This is a genomic window from Bradyrhizobium sp. 45, assembly GCF_023073155.1.
Taxonomy (GTDB): domain Bacteria; phylum Pseudomonadota; class Alphaproteobacteria; order Rhizobiales; family Xanthobacteraceae; genus Bradyrhizobium; species Bradyrhizobium canariense_D.
Genome location: NZ_JADPIX010000154.1, coordinates 151,454 through 168,350 on the forward strand (window position 1 = coordinate 151,454; position 16,897 = coordinate 168,350).

Here is a 16,897-nt window from a genome sequence, read left to right on the forward strand (position 1 = left end):
TCTCCATGTGTCACCATTGGCTCTTCCGATGCCCCGACCTCCAAAACCGTCCGAGTTGATCGAGACTATCTATGACGCGGGTCTCCACCCGGAGTTGTGGAGCGAGGTCGTTGTCAAACTCAATGCCTTCATTGGCAGCCAAGCCTGTGGTCTGATTTCGAAGGACCCGGTCAGCAAATCAGGCGCGACGCATTATTATTGCGGGGTCGATCCGTACTACATTCAGCTCTATGCGGAGACCTACTCCCAATACGACCCGCTTGCTCGGCTTCCGCGCTATGGCGAGGTGCGCAATATCCCTGATCTCGTGGATTTCGACGAATACCGCCGCGGCCGCTTCTACCAGGAATGGCTGCGCCCCCAGGGCTGCGTCGACGTCGCCAACGTGGTGCTGGAGCAGTCGAAGTCGCCGTGTCCGATGCTAATGACCGTGATCCCGGGCAGGGAGATGCTCGGCGCGGAACAGCGGGCGCGAATGCAGTTCCTGGCTCCGCATGCGAGCCGGGCGCTGTTGATCAACCGGGCGATCGAGCGGAAGCAGCAGCGCGCGGTCGCGCTTGCCGACGTCGTGGACCGACTGAATGCCGGTGTCATCCTGCTCGATTCGACCTGTCATATCATCCACAGCAATCCGGCCGCGGCGACGATCCTAGACGTCGACGATGTCCTGCGGTCTGTCTCGGGCAGGTTGGTGGCAAGATCTTCCGCTGCTAATTCAGCCTTGCGCGATATTTTCCGTGACACCAGCGAGGTCGCGTTGGCGGCATCTTCGGGACGGAAAATTCCGTTGATGTCGCATGACGGTTCCTACTACGTCGCGCAAATCATCGCGCTGCCATCATTGCTGCGCGACGGGGTGGCCGAGCGCAGTTCGGCAGTGGGAGCCCTGTTCATCTGGAAAGCGGAACTCGACGGCCGCTCGTGTGCCGGGCTCATTGACCGCACCTTCGAGCTCACGCCTGCCGAACTGAGGGTCTTGCAGTCAATCGTCGATGTCGGCGGCGTGCCGGAGACGGCGGTTGCGCTCGGTATCGCCGAGACGACGGTGAAGACGCATCTGCATCGCGTGTTCGCCAAGACCGGCGTTTCTCGTCAGGCCGATCTCGTCAAGCTCGCAGCTGGATTTTCCAATCCGCTCGTGCACTGAGACGCGTTCAAAAACGCAGGCGAGTCGCCGTAGCTCGCAATAGGTTCAATCACAAGCATCATTAGAAAGTTATCGCACGTCGTTCGATCGAATGACGCGATTTTCCGCGTTGTCTTCTACTAGACGTCACACGATCTGTTGTTCGACCTACCAGACATTTTTGTGAAGCAACTCACTGCGAGCGGAAACGAATTCCGTCAATCTCTCGTGCAGGTTGAGAGGAGATTGTCATGCGGACGGCGTCACCAGTTCTGACAGGAAGATTCCGCGATATCGTCGCCCGCATGGGCGCGGTACTCCGCGCGCAGCGGGAAATCGACGCGGAGCGCGTGTTGCGGCGCTATCGCCACCTGCTGGACCAGCCGCACGAAGCGCCGTGTTTGAATGAAATTATTCCCGTTTCCCGTGAAGAGGATATCTTTGAAAATGCCAACGGAGTTGATCCGCGCGAGCGCACGAGCGACCACCCCAAATTCGAACGTGCGTAACGTCAGCATCGTCGCAATCGCGCTGACGGCAGCGCTCGTCGCTCTCCAACTGGTCGGCCTCGCGATGCTGGAGCGATCTCATGCTTACGCGCAGCCGTCGGTTCCACTCGTGCCGGCCGTTTGCACCGAGAGCGCCGATATTCCCGTCTCGCAAATTCCCTACGACTGACCGGAGGCGGATTGTGCCTGATGTCACGACTCTGATGCTGCTCAGCGTTGCCGTGTTCGCCGGCGCCTTTGTCTCCGGACTCTCGGGATTTGCCTTTTCCGCGGTAGCGGGCGCCATCCTGCTCCGGGTGTTTCAGCCGCTCGAAGCCGTACCGCTGATGATGGCGTGCAGCATCGGCGTGCAGGCCACCAATCTGTGGTCGCTTCGGCGCAATATCCGCTGGGAAGGCAGTCTGCTGCTGATCGTCGGCGGCTTGATCGGCGTTCCCATCGCGGTGTCGCTGCTCCAGAGCACCGATACGCATCTGCTCCGGCGCGGCTTCGGCATTATCGTTGCGCTCTATGCGGCCTACATGCTGCTGCGGCCGACGCTGGTGACGGCCGGCGAGGCGGTCGGGCGGCACTGGGTCGCGTTGATCGGGTTCGGTGGAGGACTGGTCGGCGGACTGACCGCGATGCCGGGCGCGATCCCGACGATCTGGTGCGACATGCGCGGCATGCCCAAGAGCGAGCAGCGCGGCCTGGTGCAGCCGTTCATCGCCGCGATGCAGCTGTTCGCGATCGCGCTGCTGTTCGGACATCAGGATCTGTCGTCAAAGGTCTGCGTCGATCTCGCGGTTAGCCTGCCGGCGCTGTTCGCAGGCTCCGCGCTGGGCGTGATCGCGTTCCACAGGGTCAACGAGACGGTCTTTCGCAAGACCGTGCTCGTTTTGTTGTTGCTGTCGGGGATTTCCCTGATCTAGTGCCCGACGGGTTGCACCGGCGCCGCGCTGGTGTCGCTGCCGTGATGCGTCAGCGGCTTCATGCCAGTGACGGTCCGCAGCAGCACATAGAACACCGGCGTCAGGAACAGGCCGAATACGGTGACGCCGATCATGCCGGAGAACACGGCGACGCCCATGGCGCGCCGCATCTCCGAGCCGGCCCCGGTCGAGAGCACCAGCGGCAGCACGCCCATGATGAACGCCATCGACGTCATCAGGATCGGGCGCAACCGCAGCCGGCTCGCCTCGATTGCGGCCCGGATCGGGGTGCGGCCTGCGAATTCGAGCTCGCGCGCGAATTCGACGATCAGGATCGCGTTCTTGGCCGAGAGTCCCACCAGCACGATCAAGCCGATCTGGGTGAAGACGTTGTTATCGCCCTTGGAGATCCAGACACCGAACATAGCAGCCAGCAGACCCATCGGCACGATCATGATGATCGAGAGTGGCAAGGTCAGGCTCTCATAGAGCGCGGCCAGCACCAGGAACACCAGGAGGATCGCCAGCGGAAACACCCACAGTCCGGAATTGCCGGCGATGAACTCCTGATAGGTCAGGTCGGTCCATTCGAAGGCAAAGCCGGGCGGCAGCGTCTCCGCCGCGATCCGCGTCGCGACCTCCTGCGCCTGTCCGGAGGAGAAGCCGGGAGCAGCCGCCGCGTTGATGTCGGAGGACAGGAAGCCGTTGTAGCGGATCGCCCGCTCGGGTCCCGCGCTCTGGCGAACGCTCAAGAGCGCCGAGAGCGGCACCATGTCGCCCGAGGACGAGCGCACCTTCAACTGCCGGATGTCGTCGGCGCGGGCGCGGAACGGCGCGTCGGCCTGCACCCGGACCGAATAGGTGCGGCCAAACTTGTTGAAGTCGTTGACGTAGTAGGAGCCCAGGTAAATCTGCAGCGTGTTGAACACCTCCGTCACGGGCACGCCCAATTGGAGCGCCTTGGTGCGGTCGATGTCGGCGAACAGCTGGGGCACGTTGACCTGGAAGCTCGAGAACACGCCGGCGATCTCCGGCGCCTTCTGCATCGCCGCCATGAACGCCTTGGTCGCCTCGTTCAGCGCCTCATAGCCGAGACCGGCACGGTCCTCGATCTGCAGCTTGAAGCCGCCGATGGTGCCAAGGCCGTTGACCGGCGGCGGCGGGAACATGGCGATGAAGGCTTCCTGGATGCCGGCATATTTCTTGTTCAGCTCGGCCGCCAGCGCGGGGCCGCTGAGAGAAGGATCCTTGCGCTCGTCGAACGGCTTGAGCGTGGAGAACACGATGCCGGCATTGGAGGAGTTGGTGAAGCCGGCGATCGACAGGCCCGGAAAGGCGACCGAACTCTCGACACCTGGCTGGGTCAGCGCGATGTCGCTCATCTTGCGGATCACCTCTTCAGTGCGATCGAGCGCTGCGCCGTCGGGCAGCCGCGAGAAGCCGACCAGATACTGTTTGTCCTGGCCCGGCACGAAGCCGCTCGGCACCTGCTGGAACAGAAGCGCGGTCACGCCGATCAACACCACATACAGTCCCATCACTGCGGCCTTGCCTGATATCACCTTGGTGACGGTGCCGCTGTAATTCTCCGACGAGCGTGTGAACACCTTGTTGAAGCCACGGAAGAACCAGCCAAGGCCCTTTTCCATGATGATCGTCAGCCGGTCCTTCGGCTCATTGTGTCCCTTGAGCAGCAGCGCCGACAACGCGGGCGACAGCGTCAGCGAATTGATGGCGGAGATCACGGTCGAGATCGCGATCGTCAGCGCGAACTGCTTGTAGAACTGCCCGGTGAGGCCGGAGATGAAGGCGAGCGGCACGAATACCGCGATCAGCACCATCGCAATCGCGATGATCGGCCCCGACACTTCGCGCATCGCCTGGTAGGTGGCGTCGCGAGGCGACAGCCCTCCCTCGATGTTGCGTTCGACGTTCTCGACTACGACGATGGCGTCGTCGACGACGATGCCGATTGCGAGCACGAGCCCGAACAGGCTGAGCGCGTTGATCGAGAAGCCGAACACGTGCATGACCGCGAATGTGCCGACGATCGACACGGGCACCGCCAGCAGCGGAATGATCGAGGCGCGCCAGGTCTGCAGGAACAGGATCACCACCAGCACCACCAGCGCGATCGCCTCCAGCAGCGTGTGAATGACGGCCTCGATCGAGGAGCGCACGAACTGGGTGGGATCGTAAACGATCTGGTAGGACACGCCTTCCGGCATATTCTTCTTGATCTCGGCCATGGTGGCACGGACATGATCGGAGATCTCCAGCGCGTTGGAGCCGGGCGCCTGGAAGATCGGAATCGCCACTGCCTGCTTGTTGTCGAGTAGCGAGCGCAGGCCGTATTCGGACGCGCCGAGCTCGATGCGGGCGACGTCGCGCAAGCGCACGACTTCGCCACGCGTACCGGTCTTGACCACGATGTCGCCGAATTGCTCTTCGTTCGCAAGCCGCCCTTCCGCGTTGACGGACAGCTGCAGGTCGATGCCCTTGACATTCGGGGAGGAGCCGACCACGCCGGCAGCGGCCTCGACGTTCTGCGCCTGGATCGCCTTGACGATGTCGCTTGCGGTGAGCCCGTGTTCGGCAGCCTTCTGCGGATCGACCCAGACCCGCATCGAATAGTCGCCGGCGCCATAGAGCTGGACGTCGCCGACGCCGTCGATCCGTGCAAGACGGTCCTTGACATTGAGCACGGCGTAATTGCGCAAATACGTCATGTCGTAACGGCCGGTGGGCGACAACAGATGCACGACCATAGTGAGGTCGGGCGACGACTTCTTGGTGATGATGCCGAGCTGCCGCACCACGGCGGGCAGGCGCGGCTCGGCCTGCTGCACACGGTTCTGCACCAGCTGCGTCGCCTTGTCAGGATCGGTGCCGAGCCGGAATGTCACCGTCAGCGTCATCGCGCCATCGGTGGTCGCCTGGCTTGACATGTACAGCATGCCTTCGACGCCGTTGATCTGCTCTTCGATGGGAGTCGCCACCGTCTCGGCGATCACCTTGGGATTGGCCCCGGGATAGGTCGCGCGCACGAGGACGGAGGGCGGCACGACATCGGGATATTCCGAGATCGGCATCGCGAACAGCGAGATCAGGCCGGCGAGGAAGATCAGGACCGAGAGCACACCGGCAAAAATCGGACGATCGATGAAGAACTTCGAGAGATTCATGGCTTTGCCCCTGCGCGAGAGACGACCCTCCCGCCATTCCCGGGCGCGGGAAAAGCCCGCAAATCCGGAAATCCAGAAGTGATGTCTTGGTAGTTCAACAAATTCGACATTCCGGCTCGCGCTGCCCGCGCGCTCCGGAAGCGGAGAATGCTAGCGTTGCACCACGTCCTGTTTGCTGTGGTTGGAGGCCTGCTGCGGCCCGCGCGCGCCCATCGACGCGATCTCCGTCTTGAGCAGGGCGCCGGGACGCACGCGCTGGAGGCCGTTGACGATAATGCGATCGCCGGTCTTCAGTCCCGTCGTCACGATACGCAACCCGTCGACCGAGCCGCCGAGGGTGATCGGCCGGTAGACCGCGCGGCTGTCGTCGCCGACCGCCATCACGAACTTCTTGTCCTGGTCGGTACCGATCGCGCGCTCGTCGATCATGACCAGCGATTGCTGCTTGGGCTGGCCCATGCGCACGCGGGCGAACTGGCCGGGGATGAGACGCCCGTCCTCGTTTCTGAACACCGCGCGGACACGGATGGTGCCGCTCTGGCCGTTGACCTGGTTGTCGATGAGCTGGATGTGGCCCTTGGCCGAGAGGCCGCCTGAGGTCGTCATCTCCACCGGGATCTGGTCCAAATTGCCGCGCTTGCCGGAGACATCTGCGATCGAGTTCAGCGCCCGCAGCACCACCTCCTCATCCGCATCGAACGACGCGTAGATCGGATTGACCGAGACCAGCGAGGTCAGCACGGGGGAGGCGGTGCCGGCGGCGACGAGATTGCCGACGGTGATTTCGATCTTGCCGACGCGGCCGTCCACGGGTGCACGTACCTCGGTGTAGTCGAGATTAAGCTTTGCGGTCTGGAGCGTCGCCTCGGCTGCCTTCACGTTGGCGATGGCCTCGCGGTTGGCGTTGTCGCGCTGGTCGTAGTCGCGCCGCGTCACCACGGCGTTGCCGACCAGCTGCGCGCCGCGCTCAAGTTCATTCTGCGTGAACACGACGCGCGCTTTCGCAGCTTCGAGCTGGGCCGCGGCCTTGTCGACCTCGGCTGCGTAGGGCGCCGGGTCGATCTTGAACAGGATGTCACCAGCCTTCACCAGCGCGCCTTCGATGAAGTTGGCCGACAGGATCGCGCCGGCCACGCGCGGGCGAAGCTCGACGCGTTGAATGGCCTCGAGCCGACCGGAGAAATCGTCCCACAGCACGGTCTGCTTTGGTTCGATCAGCGCGACCGTGACAGGGACGGCTTGCTCGGCCGCGGCGGTCGCGGTCGCCTGCGCGGCACGAAAGTAATGGCCGGTCGCGATCGAGCCGGCTACGGCGAGAGCGCCCACGATGGCGACGCCGCCCAGAAGGCGGCGGACATGGCCGGGGCGAGAGGTATTTTGGGAGGGGGGCATTTGCGCTCCAGATATGTAGTGTTCACTACAGATGTGGAGCTGGATACCGCAGCGCAAGATACTTATGTACCATTCGCTAAGAAAATTGTAGCGGTTTACCGCAAGAATTGGCAAGTGGAAGAGAAAATAAAGCGAGAACAAAGAGATAGGATCCGGCGTTAGGGTCAGGGACGACGCCGATTTCGAGGAGAAGAGGCAAATGGGCATGGGACGCCCCCGCGAATTCGACGCCGAAACGGCGTTGGACCAGGCGATGGAAGTGTTTTGGCGCCATGGCTATGAGGGTGCCACGATCGCTCAGTTGACCGAAGCCATGGGGATCAATCCGCCCAGCCTCTATGCCTGTTTCGGCAACAAGGAAGGGCTGCTGAAGGCCGCGCTCGACCGCTATACCAAACTGCGCACCGTTTGGATGGACGAGGTCGTGGCGGCACCCACCGCCCGCGACGTCGCCGAACGGATGCTGATGGGCATCGCCGACAAGCAGACCGATCCCGCCAACCCGCCCGGTTGCCTGCTCGTGCAGGGCGGCATTGCATGCGGCACCGGATCAGAAAGCGTCCCCTTCGAACTCGCCGCCCGGCGCGCCCAGAACGAGGACCAGCTTCGCGATCGTTTTGTTCGCGCCAAGGCCGAAGGCGATCTCAAGCCGACCTCGGATCCCGCGGCACTCGCGCGCTACGTTTCGGCCGTCTCGGTCGGCATGGGCGTGATGGCGTCCTCAGGCTCCGACCGCGAGGCATTGCAGCAGGTCGCGAGCGTGGCGGTGCAGGCGGTCGAGGCGCAGTCGACTGCAAGAACATGACGAGCGTTGTCGTCTTCGCCTCTATCATCTCACCGATTGCGTGGCAGACAGCGACGGCGGTGGGACGAAGCCGCCGAACGCGCGTTCGATCAGTCCGGCGAGCGCAATCGGTGTGCGGTCCTCGAGATAAGGCCCGATGATCTGGACGCCGATCGGCAGGCCCGATGGCGTGCGCTCGATCGGAACGGCCGTTGCAGGCAGTCCGCAGGTCGAAGCGGGGTCTGCCCAGATGAAGCACGCATCGGCATAGGGATAGAGCTGTCCATCGATATCGAGTTGCCGCGCGTCGAACGGCTCGGACTGGTCCTGGGGAAAGGCCGGTACGGCGGCGGCCGGGTAGATTACTGCGTCGAACTCGCGGAACAGCTCCTGCCATCGTTGTTGCAGCCGCAGGCGCGCCGCGTCGGTCGCCAGCCATTCGCGATGGACCATCGCCCAGCCGCGCGCGCGCTCGGCCTGCAGGCTGCGGTCGTCGGGCGAGAGTTCTGCGGCAACTCCTTGCGCCTCTGCGAGGGCGGCCGGTGTCAGGCGTGGACTTCGCGCTGCGTTCAACAGCTTCATGTAAAGGCGGGCGGATTCGGCGAGATCGGGCAGAGACGCACTCGAGCGCGCGACGCGTGCGCCTGATCGTTCGAGCCGTTCCGACAACCGCCCGATGGCGGAACGCACGGCATCGCCTGTCGGCATCAACGGATGCGTATCGATCACGAGAATCCTGAAACCCCTGAGCTGGTCGTGTCGTGAGGCCGGCAACGCAAGACGATAGCCGATCCCGTCGCGCGTCTCGTCGGGGCCGGCGATCACGTCGAGCGCGAGTGCGAGATCCGAGGCAGTGCGCGTCATTGGTCCAACGACGGCGAGATCACCCTGGCCGGCAACGGGCGGTGCCGGCGGAAGGCTGTATCCGCGCAGCGGGACGAGGCCGAGGCTCGGCTTGTGTCCGAACACACCGCAGAAATGCGCCGGGACCCGGATCGAGCCGCCAATATCCGAACCGATCGAGAGCGGTCCGAATCCCGCAGCCAGCGCCGCGCCTGATCCGCCTGAAGAGCCGCCGGGCGATCGGCCGAGATCCCACGGATTGTTCGTCGTACCGTAGATCTCATTGTAGCTCTGGAAATCTCTGAGACCGATCGGGATATTGGTCTTGCCGATGATGACAGCACCCGCCGCCTTCAACCGCGAGACGACAAGAGCGTCCTCCGCGGGTTGGAAATCTTTGAAATGCGGAAAGCCCCATGTCGTCGGCAGGCCGGCGACGTTGAACGGTTCTTTCAACGTCACGGGGATGCCGAGTAATGGCTGCCGCTCGCCGCGGCCAAGTGCGGTATCGGCGGCGCGCGCGGCGTCTCGTGCGCGATCGAAATCGCGAACGATGACGGCATTGATCTGCCCGTCCAGCGCCTCGATGCGCGCGATCGTATGCTCGATCAACTCGGACGCAGAAAGCTTGCGCGCGTGCAGGGCGCTCAGCAATGTGCTGATCGAGCCGTAGTCCCAGTCAGTGGCGGTCAATCCGGGCGGCATCACGATCTCCATTGTCTTGCATCGCCGCGTCGATGTCGCTCGGCTGCAAATCGATCCGAGTATCGAGCATGCAATTTGGCGGATGGTATGAGGAGGCCGCGCAACGGGAACCAGATCTGTCCGCCGGTCGGGGGCCGGAGGCGTCGCCTGGCCATCAGATCGCGGGATACGCACTGCTTGCCGCGGTCTATGCGCGATCGATGGGCTCTGTACGGGCTGCTGCTCACGTGGCATTGGGGGCGGCGAAGCCTGGATACTGACGAGCATGTTCGCCCTGACATTCCTTGGGACCTCCGCCAGCGTTCCGTCGGCGGAGCGCAACCATCCGGCTCTCCTGGTGGAGGCCACGGGCAAGCGCGTCCTCATCGATTGCGGCGAGGGCACGCAGCGCCAGTTGCTGCGCAGCGGCGCGGGCTTTCGACGGCTTGACCGCATTCTGCTGACGCATGCCCATCTCGATCACGTGCTCGGTATCCCCGGTCTCTTCTCGACGCTGGGGTTGCGTCAGCAATCGGACGCGATGACCGTCTATGGAGGCCAGGGCACGCTCGACATCGTCATCCGCATGCTTGCCGGCCTGTGGGGCGCGGGCAGGGCGCCGATCCCGGTGGAGTTCGCACCGCTGACCGAAGGACAGGTTATCGACGCCGGCGACTTCACCATCGATTGCTTTCCGGTCCGTCACCGCGACACCGACAGCTTTGGTTTTTGCTTCCAGAGTCCGGCACGCCGCCATCTTGAGCGGGAGCGCCTCGCCGAGCTCGGTGTTCCCGATGGGCCGCTGCGCGGAGAACTGGCCGCACGACCAGTCGTGATCGCCGACCGCACGATCTATCCCGAAGACGTCATGGGGCCGCCGAGCGGCGGCAGGAAGCTTGTGGTCATCGGCGACACCGAAACCACTGACGGGCTGTCCAGGCATGTCGCCGACGCCGATCTGCTGGTGATCGAGGCGACCTTCCTCGATCGCGACGCCGCGACCGCACGGGACTATGGTCATCTCACCGCGCGCGAGGCGGCTTCATTTGCCGCCGCGAACAACGTCAGGCAACTCGTGCTGAATCACATGTCGGGGCGTTATCGCGACGAAGAGATTCTGGCCGAAGCGACAACGATTTTTCCAAACACGCGGATCGCCGCCGACTTCGATCGCGTCGTGATTTAGCGGCACCGCTCAAAGAGAGCGCAACCTCTGACGGTCTGATTGTGAGCTGCTTAACCTGCGGTGGCTGGGGAACTAGGATTCGAACCTAGACAAACAGAGTCAGAGTCTGTTGTGCTACCGTTACACCATTCCCCAACGGAATAGCCGAACAAATTCAATGACTTGTTGATTTGTCCGGCTGTGGCCGATGGCACTTATCGCGCAAATCACGGCTCAAGCGTGGAGGGTTTCTACCCGCTCGGCTGTGGGCTGGCAAGCGCTGCGACGCAGGGATGCTTTGCGGTCCACATGGGACGTGCGGGCCGCGGCATCGTCGGCTCCGGCGGAGCGCCGCGGCGGCGCGCGACCGTTTGCCTCATCCGAAAATCACGTTTCCTGATCGGATCGTCACGCACCGCATCGTCCTTCGGACACACAACCCAAGGAGATCCGTGATGCCCTATGTCGATGGTTTCGTGCTGGCCGTGCCGAAGGACAACATCGAGGCTTACAAGGCGCTGGCGAAAACGGCCTGCGCGATCTGGATGGAGCACGGTGCGCTCGATTATGTCGAATGCATCGGCGACGACGTGCCCTACGGCGAGCTGACTTCGTTTCCGCGCGCGGTGATGGCGAAGGAGGACGAGATCGTGGTGTTCGCCTGGATCGTCTATCGCGACCGGGAGACTCGCGACACCGTCAACAAGAAGGTGATGGCGGACCCGCGGCTGAAGTTGGATGGTATGCCGTTCGACGGCAAGCGCATGATCTACGGCGGCTTCACGACGCTGCTGCGGGCGAGCGACGTGATGGGGTAAGGGCGCTGACCCGGCCCACACGTCGGTGCTTGTCCATGCAGCGTCGTGGCAAGCCGTTTTACTTGCCGGTACGGGGCCAGCATGCCATCCTCTCATCGCCAGGCATAAACAACCGGAAGCGGGCGCTTAGCCGAGCTTCCAAAAAAACTGGTTGGGGAAACCCTTGGGAGGTTTGATTTCATGAGATTGAAGCACGTCACCGGGCTGCTTTGCGCGGCCGCGATGTCCCTTGCGCTCGCTTCAGCCGCGCAGGCCCAGGACAAGGTCGTCAAGATCGGCGCGATCCTGCCGATGTCCGGCGGCACCGCCTCGATCGGGGCGCACGCCAAGGCGGCGCTCGAGGTCGCAATGGACATCATCAACAACGCTCATCCCGAGCTCGGCACTCTGCCGCTGGCCAAGAACGCAGGCCTTGCGGGCCTCGGCGGCGCCAAGATCGAGATCGTGTTCGCCGACAACCAGGGCAACCCGGCGACAGGCCAGAACCAGGCGCTGCGCCTGATCACGGAAGACAAGGTAGCCGCCGTGTTCGGCTCGTATCAGTCCGGCGTCACGCTGACCTCGAGCGCGATCGCGGAGAAATACGGCATTCCCTTTCTGAACTCCGAGTCGGTCGCGGCCAATCTCACCGAGCGGGGCTTCAAATGGTTCTTCCGCACCACGCCGATCGCCACCGACTTCGCCAAGGCCTATGTCGATTTCCTCGCCGACATCAAGGCGCAAGGCGCCAAGACCGATGCAATCGCGCTGGTTCACGACAACACCGAATACGGCACCTCGGTCGCCAACACGATCAGCGCCGCCTTCAAGGAGAAGGGGCAGGCCATCGCAGTTGACGTCGCTTATCCCGTCAACGCGACCGACGTGCAGGGACAGGTGCTCCAGCTCAAGGACAAGAAGCCCGACGTGATCATCATGATCAGCTACACGTCGGATGCGATCCTGTTCGCCAAGACCATGCAGTCGCTCGACTACAAGCCGGCCGTGCTTTTGGCCGACGACGCAGGCTATTCCGATCCCTCCTTCATCAAGGCGGTCGGCAAGATATCGCAAGGCGTCTTCAACCGTTCGTCATGGTCGGTGGGGCCGGCCGGCTCACCATCGGCCATCATCGCCGACATGTACAAGAAGAAGAGCGGCGAGGAGATGGACGACACCGTCGGCCGTCAGATGCAGGGCTTCTTCGTGCTGGCCGACGCGATCGACCGCGCCGGCTCGACCGACCCGGCAAAGATCCAGGCCGCGTTGAAGACGACCGATCTGAAGCCCGAGCAATTGATGATGGGTTACAACGGCGTGAAGTTTGACGACAGGGGCCAGAATATCCTCGCCTCCGCGCTCATCATCCAGCTCCAGGATGGCGAGAACTACACCGCGGTATGGCCGAAGGCCAACGCCGCGAAGGCGCCGGTGCTGCCCTACAAGGGCTGGTGAGATTGAAGGCGGGGCTGCGCGCCCCGCGATTTCCGAAATGATTTGATCAGAGCAACGCTGGCTCATGTCCTTTGTACTCGTGCAGGTGATCGTCGGCGGACTTCTGCTTGGCGCTGTCTATGCCCTGTTTTCCTCAGGCCTCACGCTGGTGTGGGGCATGATGAACATCGTCAATTTCGCGCATGGCGATTTCGTCATGCTCGGCATGTACGTCGCCTATGTCGTCTACACGCTGTTGGGAGGAGGGCCGATCCTCGGCGCGCCGCTGGCAACCCTGGTGCTCGCGACCGTCGGCGTCGTCGTCTATTTCGCCCTGATCCGCGATATCATGAAGGGACCGATGCTGGCGCAGATCCTCGGCACTTTCGGGCTTGCGCTATTGCTGCGTTATTCCGTGTTCTGGTGGTTCGGGGCCAACTTCCTGTCGATGCCTCCGGACATCGTGGGCGGCACCTATGCGTTCGCGGGCCTGCGCATCGAGGCCTCGCGGCTGCTTGCCGGCGTGGTTGCGCTGCTCGTTACCCTCGGGCTGCATCTGCTGCTGACGCGGACCTCGCTCGGCTCGAAGATGCTGGCGGTGGCGGAGGATCAAACCGCGGCCCAGCTCATGGGCATCCGTCCCGACACCATGCAGGCGATCGCCTGGGCGATTGCGGCCGGTGCCACCGGGCTTGCCGGCGCGCTGATTGCGAACTTCTTCTACATCGTGCCGACCGTCGGCGAGACGCTCGGCATTGTCGCCTTCGTCACGGTGTCGCTCGGCGGTTTTGGCAGTGTGCCGGGCGCCCTCGTCGCGGGCCTGCTGATCGGCGTGATCGAGTCACTGTCGGGCTATCTGATCGGCGCGATCTACAAGGACATCGTCGTCTATGTCCTGTTCCTGCTCTTCCTCTGGTTCCGGCCGCAGGGCCTGATGGGCAAGACCTGATGAGAAAGCTGTGATGCGGCGCTTGATCTGGCTCTCGGCCGTCGCAGCGTTCGCGATCTGCTATCCGCTGCTGCTGTCCTCGCCGTTCCAGCAGCGTCTGGGCGCGCTGGTGCTGCTCTATGCGATTGCAGCGTCTGCGTGGAATATCGTCGGCGGCTATGCCGGCCAGGTCTCGGTCGGCCACGTCGTGTTCTTCGGCTGCGGTGCTTATGCCGCGATGGGATCCTACGCAAAGTTCGGCCTGTCGCCCCTGTTCGGCATCCCTGGCGGGATCGTGCTCGCTGTGGGCCTGGCCGCGATCATCGGCGTGCCGACGCTGCGGTTGTCGGGCCATTATTTCAGCATGGCGACCATCGCGGTCGCCGAGACGATGCGGCTGATCGTGACCAACACCGACTGGCTGGGTGCGGCCGTCGGGCTCTCCGGGCCGACCGTGCCGCGCAACATCTTCGATCTCTCGTTCCTGTCGTCGTTGCCGTATTATTATCTCTTCCTCGCAATCCTCGTGATCACGCTGTTGATCACCTGGTGGATGACCAGCAGCCGCATGGGATTTTACCTGCGCGCGATCAAGGACTCCGAGCGCGCGGCGCGCTCGCTCGGCGCACCCGCCAGCCGCACCAAGCTCTACGCCTACATGCTGAGTGCGGCGCTGACGAGCGTCGCCGGCGCGCTCTATGCCATGATGTTCGGCTTCGTCGATCCCGAGTCCGGGTTCGGCATCCTGATTTCGGTGAAAATCCTGATCATGGCCGCGCTGGGCGGGGCAGGGCTGTTGTTCGGGCCCCTGGTCGGTGCCGCGATCCTGGTGCCGCTGGAGGAGATCTCGAACAGCTGGCTCGGCGGCAAGGGCGCCGGGCTCACCTTCGTGCTCTATGGCGCGATCATTGTGGTGATCGCGCGTTTCCAGCCTGGCGGTCTACTCAGCCTGTTCACTCGGCGCAGCAAGCCGACGAAGGACACGGGAGCTGGCCATGCTCCTTGAGGCACGCGAAATTACAAAGGCGTTCGGCAGCTTCAAGGCGGTGGACGATGCCTCCGTGACCTTGGAGCAAGGCGACATCCTCGGCCTGATCGGCCCGAATGGTGCGGGCAAGTCCACCTTCTTCAATTGCCTGACTGGCGATCTCAAGACCACCTCGGGCCGTGTTCTGTTCGAGGGGCGCGACATCACCGACTTCACGCCGGAGCTGCGCGCCGGGCTTGGGCTCGCCCGTACCTTCCAGGTGCCGCAGACCTTTGAGGGCATGACGGTGCTGGAGAACGTCATGATCGGCGCGTTCCTGCGCACCTCGCATCGCAAGGACGCCGAGACCAAAGCGCGCGCGGTGCTTGAGCGCGTCGGCATGATCAGGCTTGCGGATGCGCCGGCGCGTTCGCTCGGCACGCCGGGCCGCAAGCGGCTGGAGATCGCGCGAGCGCTGGCGACCGAGCCGAAGGTGCTTCTGCTGGACGAAGCCATGGCCGGCCTCAACGCCCATGAGGTGAGGCTCGCCATCGACCTCGTGCGCGACATTCACCGTTCCGGCATCACCCTCGTGATCGTCGAGCACATCATGGAAGTGATCATGTCGCTCGCCAGCCGCGTGATGGTGTTCCACCAAGGCAAAGAGATCGCCCGCGGCTCGCCGCGCGAGGTCACATCCAACCCGGCGGTGATCGAGGCCTATCTCGGCAAGCGCGCAGCGAAGGCAGCCGCCGGCCACACGCCGGTCGAACTGATGGGCGGGCCGGACCTATGAACGGGCCGTTGCTGCGGATCGAGCACCTCGAGGTGCGCTACGGCGATCTCATCGGCGTGTCCGACGTCTCGCTGGAGGTTCCCGAAGGCAGCGTGGTCGCGCTACTCGGCTCCAATGGCGGCGGCAAGACCACGACGCTGAACGCCATCGCCGGCCTCATTCCGGTGCATTCCGGATCGATCCGCTTTCGCGGCGAGGACATCGCCGGCGAGAAGGCGTTTGCGATCGTGCGCAAGGGGCTGGCGCTGTCGCCGGAAGGCTGGCGCCTGTTCGTGCAGCAGAGCGTCGAGAACAACCTCATGCTTGGCGCTACGCCGTTGCACGACAAGTCGCGCCAGGCCACGCTGCTCGAACGTGTCTACGAGATCTTTCCGCGCCTCAAGGAACGCCGCAACCAGCGTGCCGGCACCATGTCCGGTGGCGAACGGCAGATGCTCGCGGTCGGGCGCGCGCTGATGAGCGACCCGAAGCTGTTGATGCTGGATGAACCTTCGCTCGGTCTCGCGCCGGCGGTGGTCGAGTCCATGTACGAGACCTTCGGCCGCCTGCATCGCGAGGGCCTGACCATTCTGCTCGCCGAGCAGTCGATCGAGCTCGCACTGGAGGTCTCGGATTTCGCCACGGTGCTCCAGGTCGGCAAGAGCGTGCTATCAGGCACGGCGGCGGCGCTCGCGGAGGATCCGCAGGTGCAGAAGGCTTATCTGGGCGTGGACTGACCGATTTCCGCCTGGAGGCGCCCGGTATCGGGGGCGTTGGGCTGCAATATGGATATGCAACAGTAACGGCGAGGCGTCGCTACTTGATCTTGTCGTAGGCCGCCGCGAAATCGCCGAGCGGCATCGGGATCGCGATCGTTTCCTTCGCCATGTTCTGGAAGGAGACCTTGAGCTGCTTGCCCGACCGCAAGGTCGCGAGCAGGTCCGGTGCGATCGGCGTGGAGGCGTAGCAGCCGCGGTTCTCGCAGGTCTGGATCTGGAGATCGACCGCCTTGCCCTCGTCAACCTGGAGCTTGGCGCCGATGGGAAGGTTGAGGCCAAGCGGCAATTGCAGCAGCGCCACCGGTGTGCGGGTGTCGGGCGCGATGCGGATGTTGATCAGAACGATGGTCTGGCCGGTCTTGGTCAGCACCGCGTTCTGCTCCATCGCGCATTCGAGCGGTGCGTCGCGGCTGACGCTGGTGCAGCGCACGACCCAACCGGGCTGCTGCGCCGCAGCGCCGTCAGCCTGGGGCTGCGTCGGAGCCGGCGCGGACTGTGCCGCCGGGGCAGAGGGAGCCGCGTTCTTCTTGGCGCCTTGCTGGGCATGCGCGGCACCCGCCGACAACAGGACAGCGGCGGCAAGCGCGACAAGTCTGGATTGGATGGGCATGGCAAGAC

At 63.7% G+C, this 16,897-nt stretch carries 16 protein-coding genes and 1 tRNA gene; 12 read left to right on the top strand and 5 right to left on the bottom strand.

Annotation, left to right across the window (positions count from 1 at the left end; all coding sequences use genetic code 11):
- The first annotated feature begins 28 nt into the window (after nt 1-28).
- The 4 genes from IVB42_RS37805 (at nt 29) to IVB42_RS37820 (ending at nt 2,546) form a co-directional block, all read left to right on the top strand.
- Nucleotides 29-1,147 carry a helix-turn-helix transcriptional regulator gene (locus IVB42_RS37805; RefSeq protein ID WP_247398229.1) on the top strand — a complete coding sequence of 373 codons (1,119 nt, stop codon included), beginning with the start codon at nt 29-31 and terminating at the stop codon, nt 1,145-1,147.
- A gap of 230 nt (nt 1,148-1,377) precedes the next feature.
- On the top strand, nt 1,378-1,635 hold the full coding sequence (locus IVB42_RS37810; RefSeq protein WP_085352780.1) for a hypothetical protein: 258 nt from the start codon (nt 1,378-1,380) through the stop codon (nt 1,633-1,635).
- Nucleotides 1,628-1,804, top strand: a complete 177-nt coding sequence (locus IVB42_RS37815) for a hypothetical protein (RefSeq protein ID WP_247398227.1) — start codon at nt 1,628-1,630, stop codon at nt 1,802-1,804. The genes IVB42_RS37810 and IVB42_RS37815 overlap by 8 nt, the downstream gene beginning before the upstream one ends.
- A gap of 13 nt (nt 1,805-1,817) precedes the next feature.
- Nucleotides 1,818-2,546 (top strand): sulfite exporter TauE/SafE family protein, encoded by a 729-nt coding sequence (locus IVB42_RS37820; protein WP_247398225.1) that lies wholly within the window; start codon nt 1,818-1,820, stop codon nt 2,544-2,546.
- On the opposite strand, the gene IVB42_RS37825 is transcribed toward IVB42_RS37820, so the two are convergent.
- A complete protein-coding gene (locus IVB42_RS37825; protein ID WP_085352783.1) occupies nt 2,543-5,731 on the bottom strand; it encodes a multidrug efflux RND transporter permease subunit in 3,189 nt (1,062 codons plus the stop codon). The two genes, IVB42_RS37820 and IVB42_RS37825, sit on opposite strands and share 4 nt — an antisense overlap.
- Nucleotides 5,732-5,881: 150 nt before the next feature.
- Nucleotides 5,882-7,123, bottom strand: coding sequence for an efflux RND transporter periplasmic adaptor subunit (locus tag IVB42_RS37830; RefSeq protein ID WP_247398223.1), 1,242 nt, complete (start codon nt 7,121-7,123; stop codon nt 5,882-5,884).
- Between the two features lie 199 nt (nt 7,124-7,322).
- Between IVB42_RS37830 and IVB42_RS37835 the strand changes: the two genes are divergently transcribed.
- Nucleotides 7,323-7,928 (top strand): TetR/AcrR family transcriptional regulator, encoded by a 606-nt coding sequence (locus IVB42_RS37835; RefSeq protein WP_018459270.1) that lies wholly within the window; start codon nt 7,323-7,325, stop codon nt 7,926-7,928.
- Between the two features lie 24 nt (nt 7,929-7,952).
- On the opposite strand, the gene IVB42_RS37840 is transcribed toward IVB42_RS37835, so the two are convergent.
- A complete protein-coding gene (locus IVB42_RS37840) occupies nt 7,953-9,455 on the bottom strand; it encodes an amidase (protein ID WP_247398221.1) in 1,503 nt (500 codons plus the stop codon).
- 265 nt (nt 9,456-9,720) lie between these two features.
- Here IVB42_RS37840 and rnz point away from each other — a divergent pair, with 265 nt between their 5' ends.
- Nucleotides 9,721-10,620, top strand: coding sequence for a ribonuclease Z (gene rnz, locus IVB42_RS37845; protein ID WP_247398219.1), 900 nt, complete (start codon nt 9,721-9,723; stop codon nt 10,618-10,620).
- A gap of 61 nt (nt 10,621-10,681) precedes the next feature.
- On the opposite strand, the gene IVB42_RS37850 is transcribed toward rnz, so the two are convergent.
- Nucleotides 10,682-10,755, bottom strand: a tRNA-Gln gene (locus IVB42_RS37850).
- 299 nt (nt 10,756-11,054) lie between these two features.
- On the opposite strand from IVB42_RS37850, the gene IVB42_RS37855 reads away from it, so the two are divergent.
- From IVB42_RS37855 to IVB42_RS37880, 6 genes are all read left to right on the top strand, one after another.
- Complete coding sequence (locus IVB42_RS37855; RefSeq protein WP_085385621.1) at nt 11,055-11,417, top strand: DUF1428 family protein; 363 nt, start codon at nt 11,055-11,057, stop codon at nt 11,415-11,417.
- 180 nt (nt 11,418-11,597) lie between these two features.
- Entirely contained in the window at nt 11,598-12,851 is a 1,254-nt protein-coding gene (locus tag IVB42_RS37860) for an ABC transporter substrate-binding protein (protein ID WP_247398217.1), read from the top strand.
- Between the two features lie 64 nt (nt 12,852-12,915).
- Nucleotides 12,916-13,779 (top strand): branched-chain amino acid ABC transporter permease, encoded by an 864-nt coding sequence (locus tag IVB42_RS37865; RefSeq protein ID WP_247398215.1) that lies wholly within the window; start codon nt 12,916-12,918, stop codon nt 13,777-13,779.
- A gap of 13 nt (nt 13,780-13,792) precedes the next feature.
- Entirely contained in the window at nt 13,793-14,764 is a 972-nt protein-coding gene (locus IVB42_RS37870; RefSeq protein WP_085395896.1) for a branched-chain amino acid ABC transporter permease, read from the top strand.
- Nucleotides 14,754-15,521, top strand: a complete 768-nt coding sequence (locus IVB42_RS37875; RefSeq protein WP_247398213.1) for an ABC transporter ATP-binding protein — start codon at nt 14,754-14,756, stop codon at nt 15,519-15,521. The genes IVB42_RS37870 and IVB42_RS37875 overlap by 11 nt, the downstream gene beginning before the upstream one ends.
- Nucleotides 15,518-16,237, top strand: coding sequence for an ABC transporter ATP-binding protein (locus IVB42_RS37880; RefSeq protein WP_085395898.1), 720 nt, complete (start codon nt 15,518-15,520; stop codon nt 16,235-16,237). Before IVB42_RS37875 ends, IVB42_RS37880 begins: the two co-directional genes overlap by 4 nt.
- A 79-nt stretch (nt 16,238-16,316) precedes the next feature.
- Here IVB42_RS37880 and IVB42_RS37885 read toward each other — a convergent pair whose 3' ends face one another.
- Nucleotides 16,317-16,889: an invasion associated locus B family protein gene (locus IVB42_RS37885; protein WP_162496410.1), complete on the bottom strand. Its 573-nt coding sequence runs from the start codon at nt 16,887-16,889 to the stop codon at nt 16,317-16,319.
- Nucleotides 16,890-16,897 lie beyond the last annotated feature (8 nt).

Excerpts from the sequence above, each read along its gene's own strand:
- IVB42_RS37805 (WP_247398229.1), top strand. The coding sequence starts at position 29 with ATGCCCCGACCTCCAAAACCGTCCGAGTTGATCGAGACTATCTATGAC.
- IVB42_RS37810 (WP_085352780.1), top strand. The coding sequence starts at position 1,378 with ATGCGGACGGCGTCACCAGTTCTGACAGGAAGATTCCGCGATATCGTC.
- IVB42_RS37825 (WP_085352783.1), bottom strand. The coding sequence starts at position 5,731 with ATGAATCTCTCGAAGTTCTTCATCGATCGTCCGATTTTTGCCGGTGTG.
- IVB42_RS37830 (WP_247398223.1), bottom strand. The coding sequence starts at position 7,123 with ATGCCCCCCTCCCAAAATACCTCTCGCCCCGGCCATGTCCGCCGCCTT.
- IVB42_RS37835 (WP_018459270.1), top strand. The coding sequence starts at position 7,323 with ATGGGCATGGGACGCCCCCGCGAATTCGACGCCGAAACGGCGTTGGAC.
- IVB42_RS37840 (WP_247398221.1), bottom strand. The coding sequence starts at position 9,455 with ATGCCGCCCGGATTGACCGCCACTGACTGGGACTACGGCTCGATCAGC.
- rnz (WP_247398219.1), top strand. The coding sequence starts at position 9,721 with ATGTTCGCCCTGACATTCCTTGGGACCTCCGCCAGCGTTCCGTCGGCG.
- IVB42_RS37855 (WP_085385621.1), top strand. The coding sequence starts at position 11,055 with ATGCCCTATGTCGATGGTTTCGTGCTGGCCGTGCCGAAGGACAACATC.
- IVB42_RS37860 (WP_247398217.1), top strand. The coding sequence starts at position 11,598 with ATGAGATTGAAGCACGTCACCGGGCTGCTTTGCGCGGCCGCGATGTCC.
- IVB42_RS37865 (WP_247398215.1), top strand. The coding sequence starts at position 12,916 with ATGTCCTTTGTACTCGTGCAGGTGATCGTCGGCGGACTTCTGCTTGGC.
- IVB42_RS37870 (WP_085395896.1), top strand. The coding sequence starts at position 13,793 with ATGCGGCGCTTGATCTGGCTCTCGGCCGTCGCAGCGTTCGCGATCTGC.
- IVB42_RS37875 (WP_247398213.1), top strand. The coding sequence starts at position 14,754 with ATGCTCCTTGAGGCACGCGAAATTACAAAGGCGTTCGGCAGCTTCAAG.
- IVB42_RS37880 (WP_085395898.1), top strand. The coding sequence starts at position 15,518 with ATGAACGGGCCGTTGCTGCGGATCGAGCACCTCGAGGTGCGCTACGGC.
- IVB42_RS37885 (WP_162496410.1), bottom strand. The coding sequence starts at position 16,889 with ATGCCCATCCAATCCAGACTTGTCGCGCTTGCCGCCGCTGTCCTGTTG.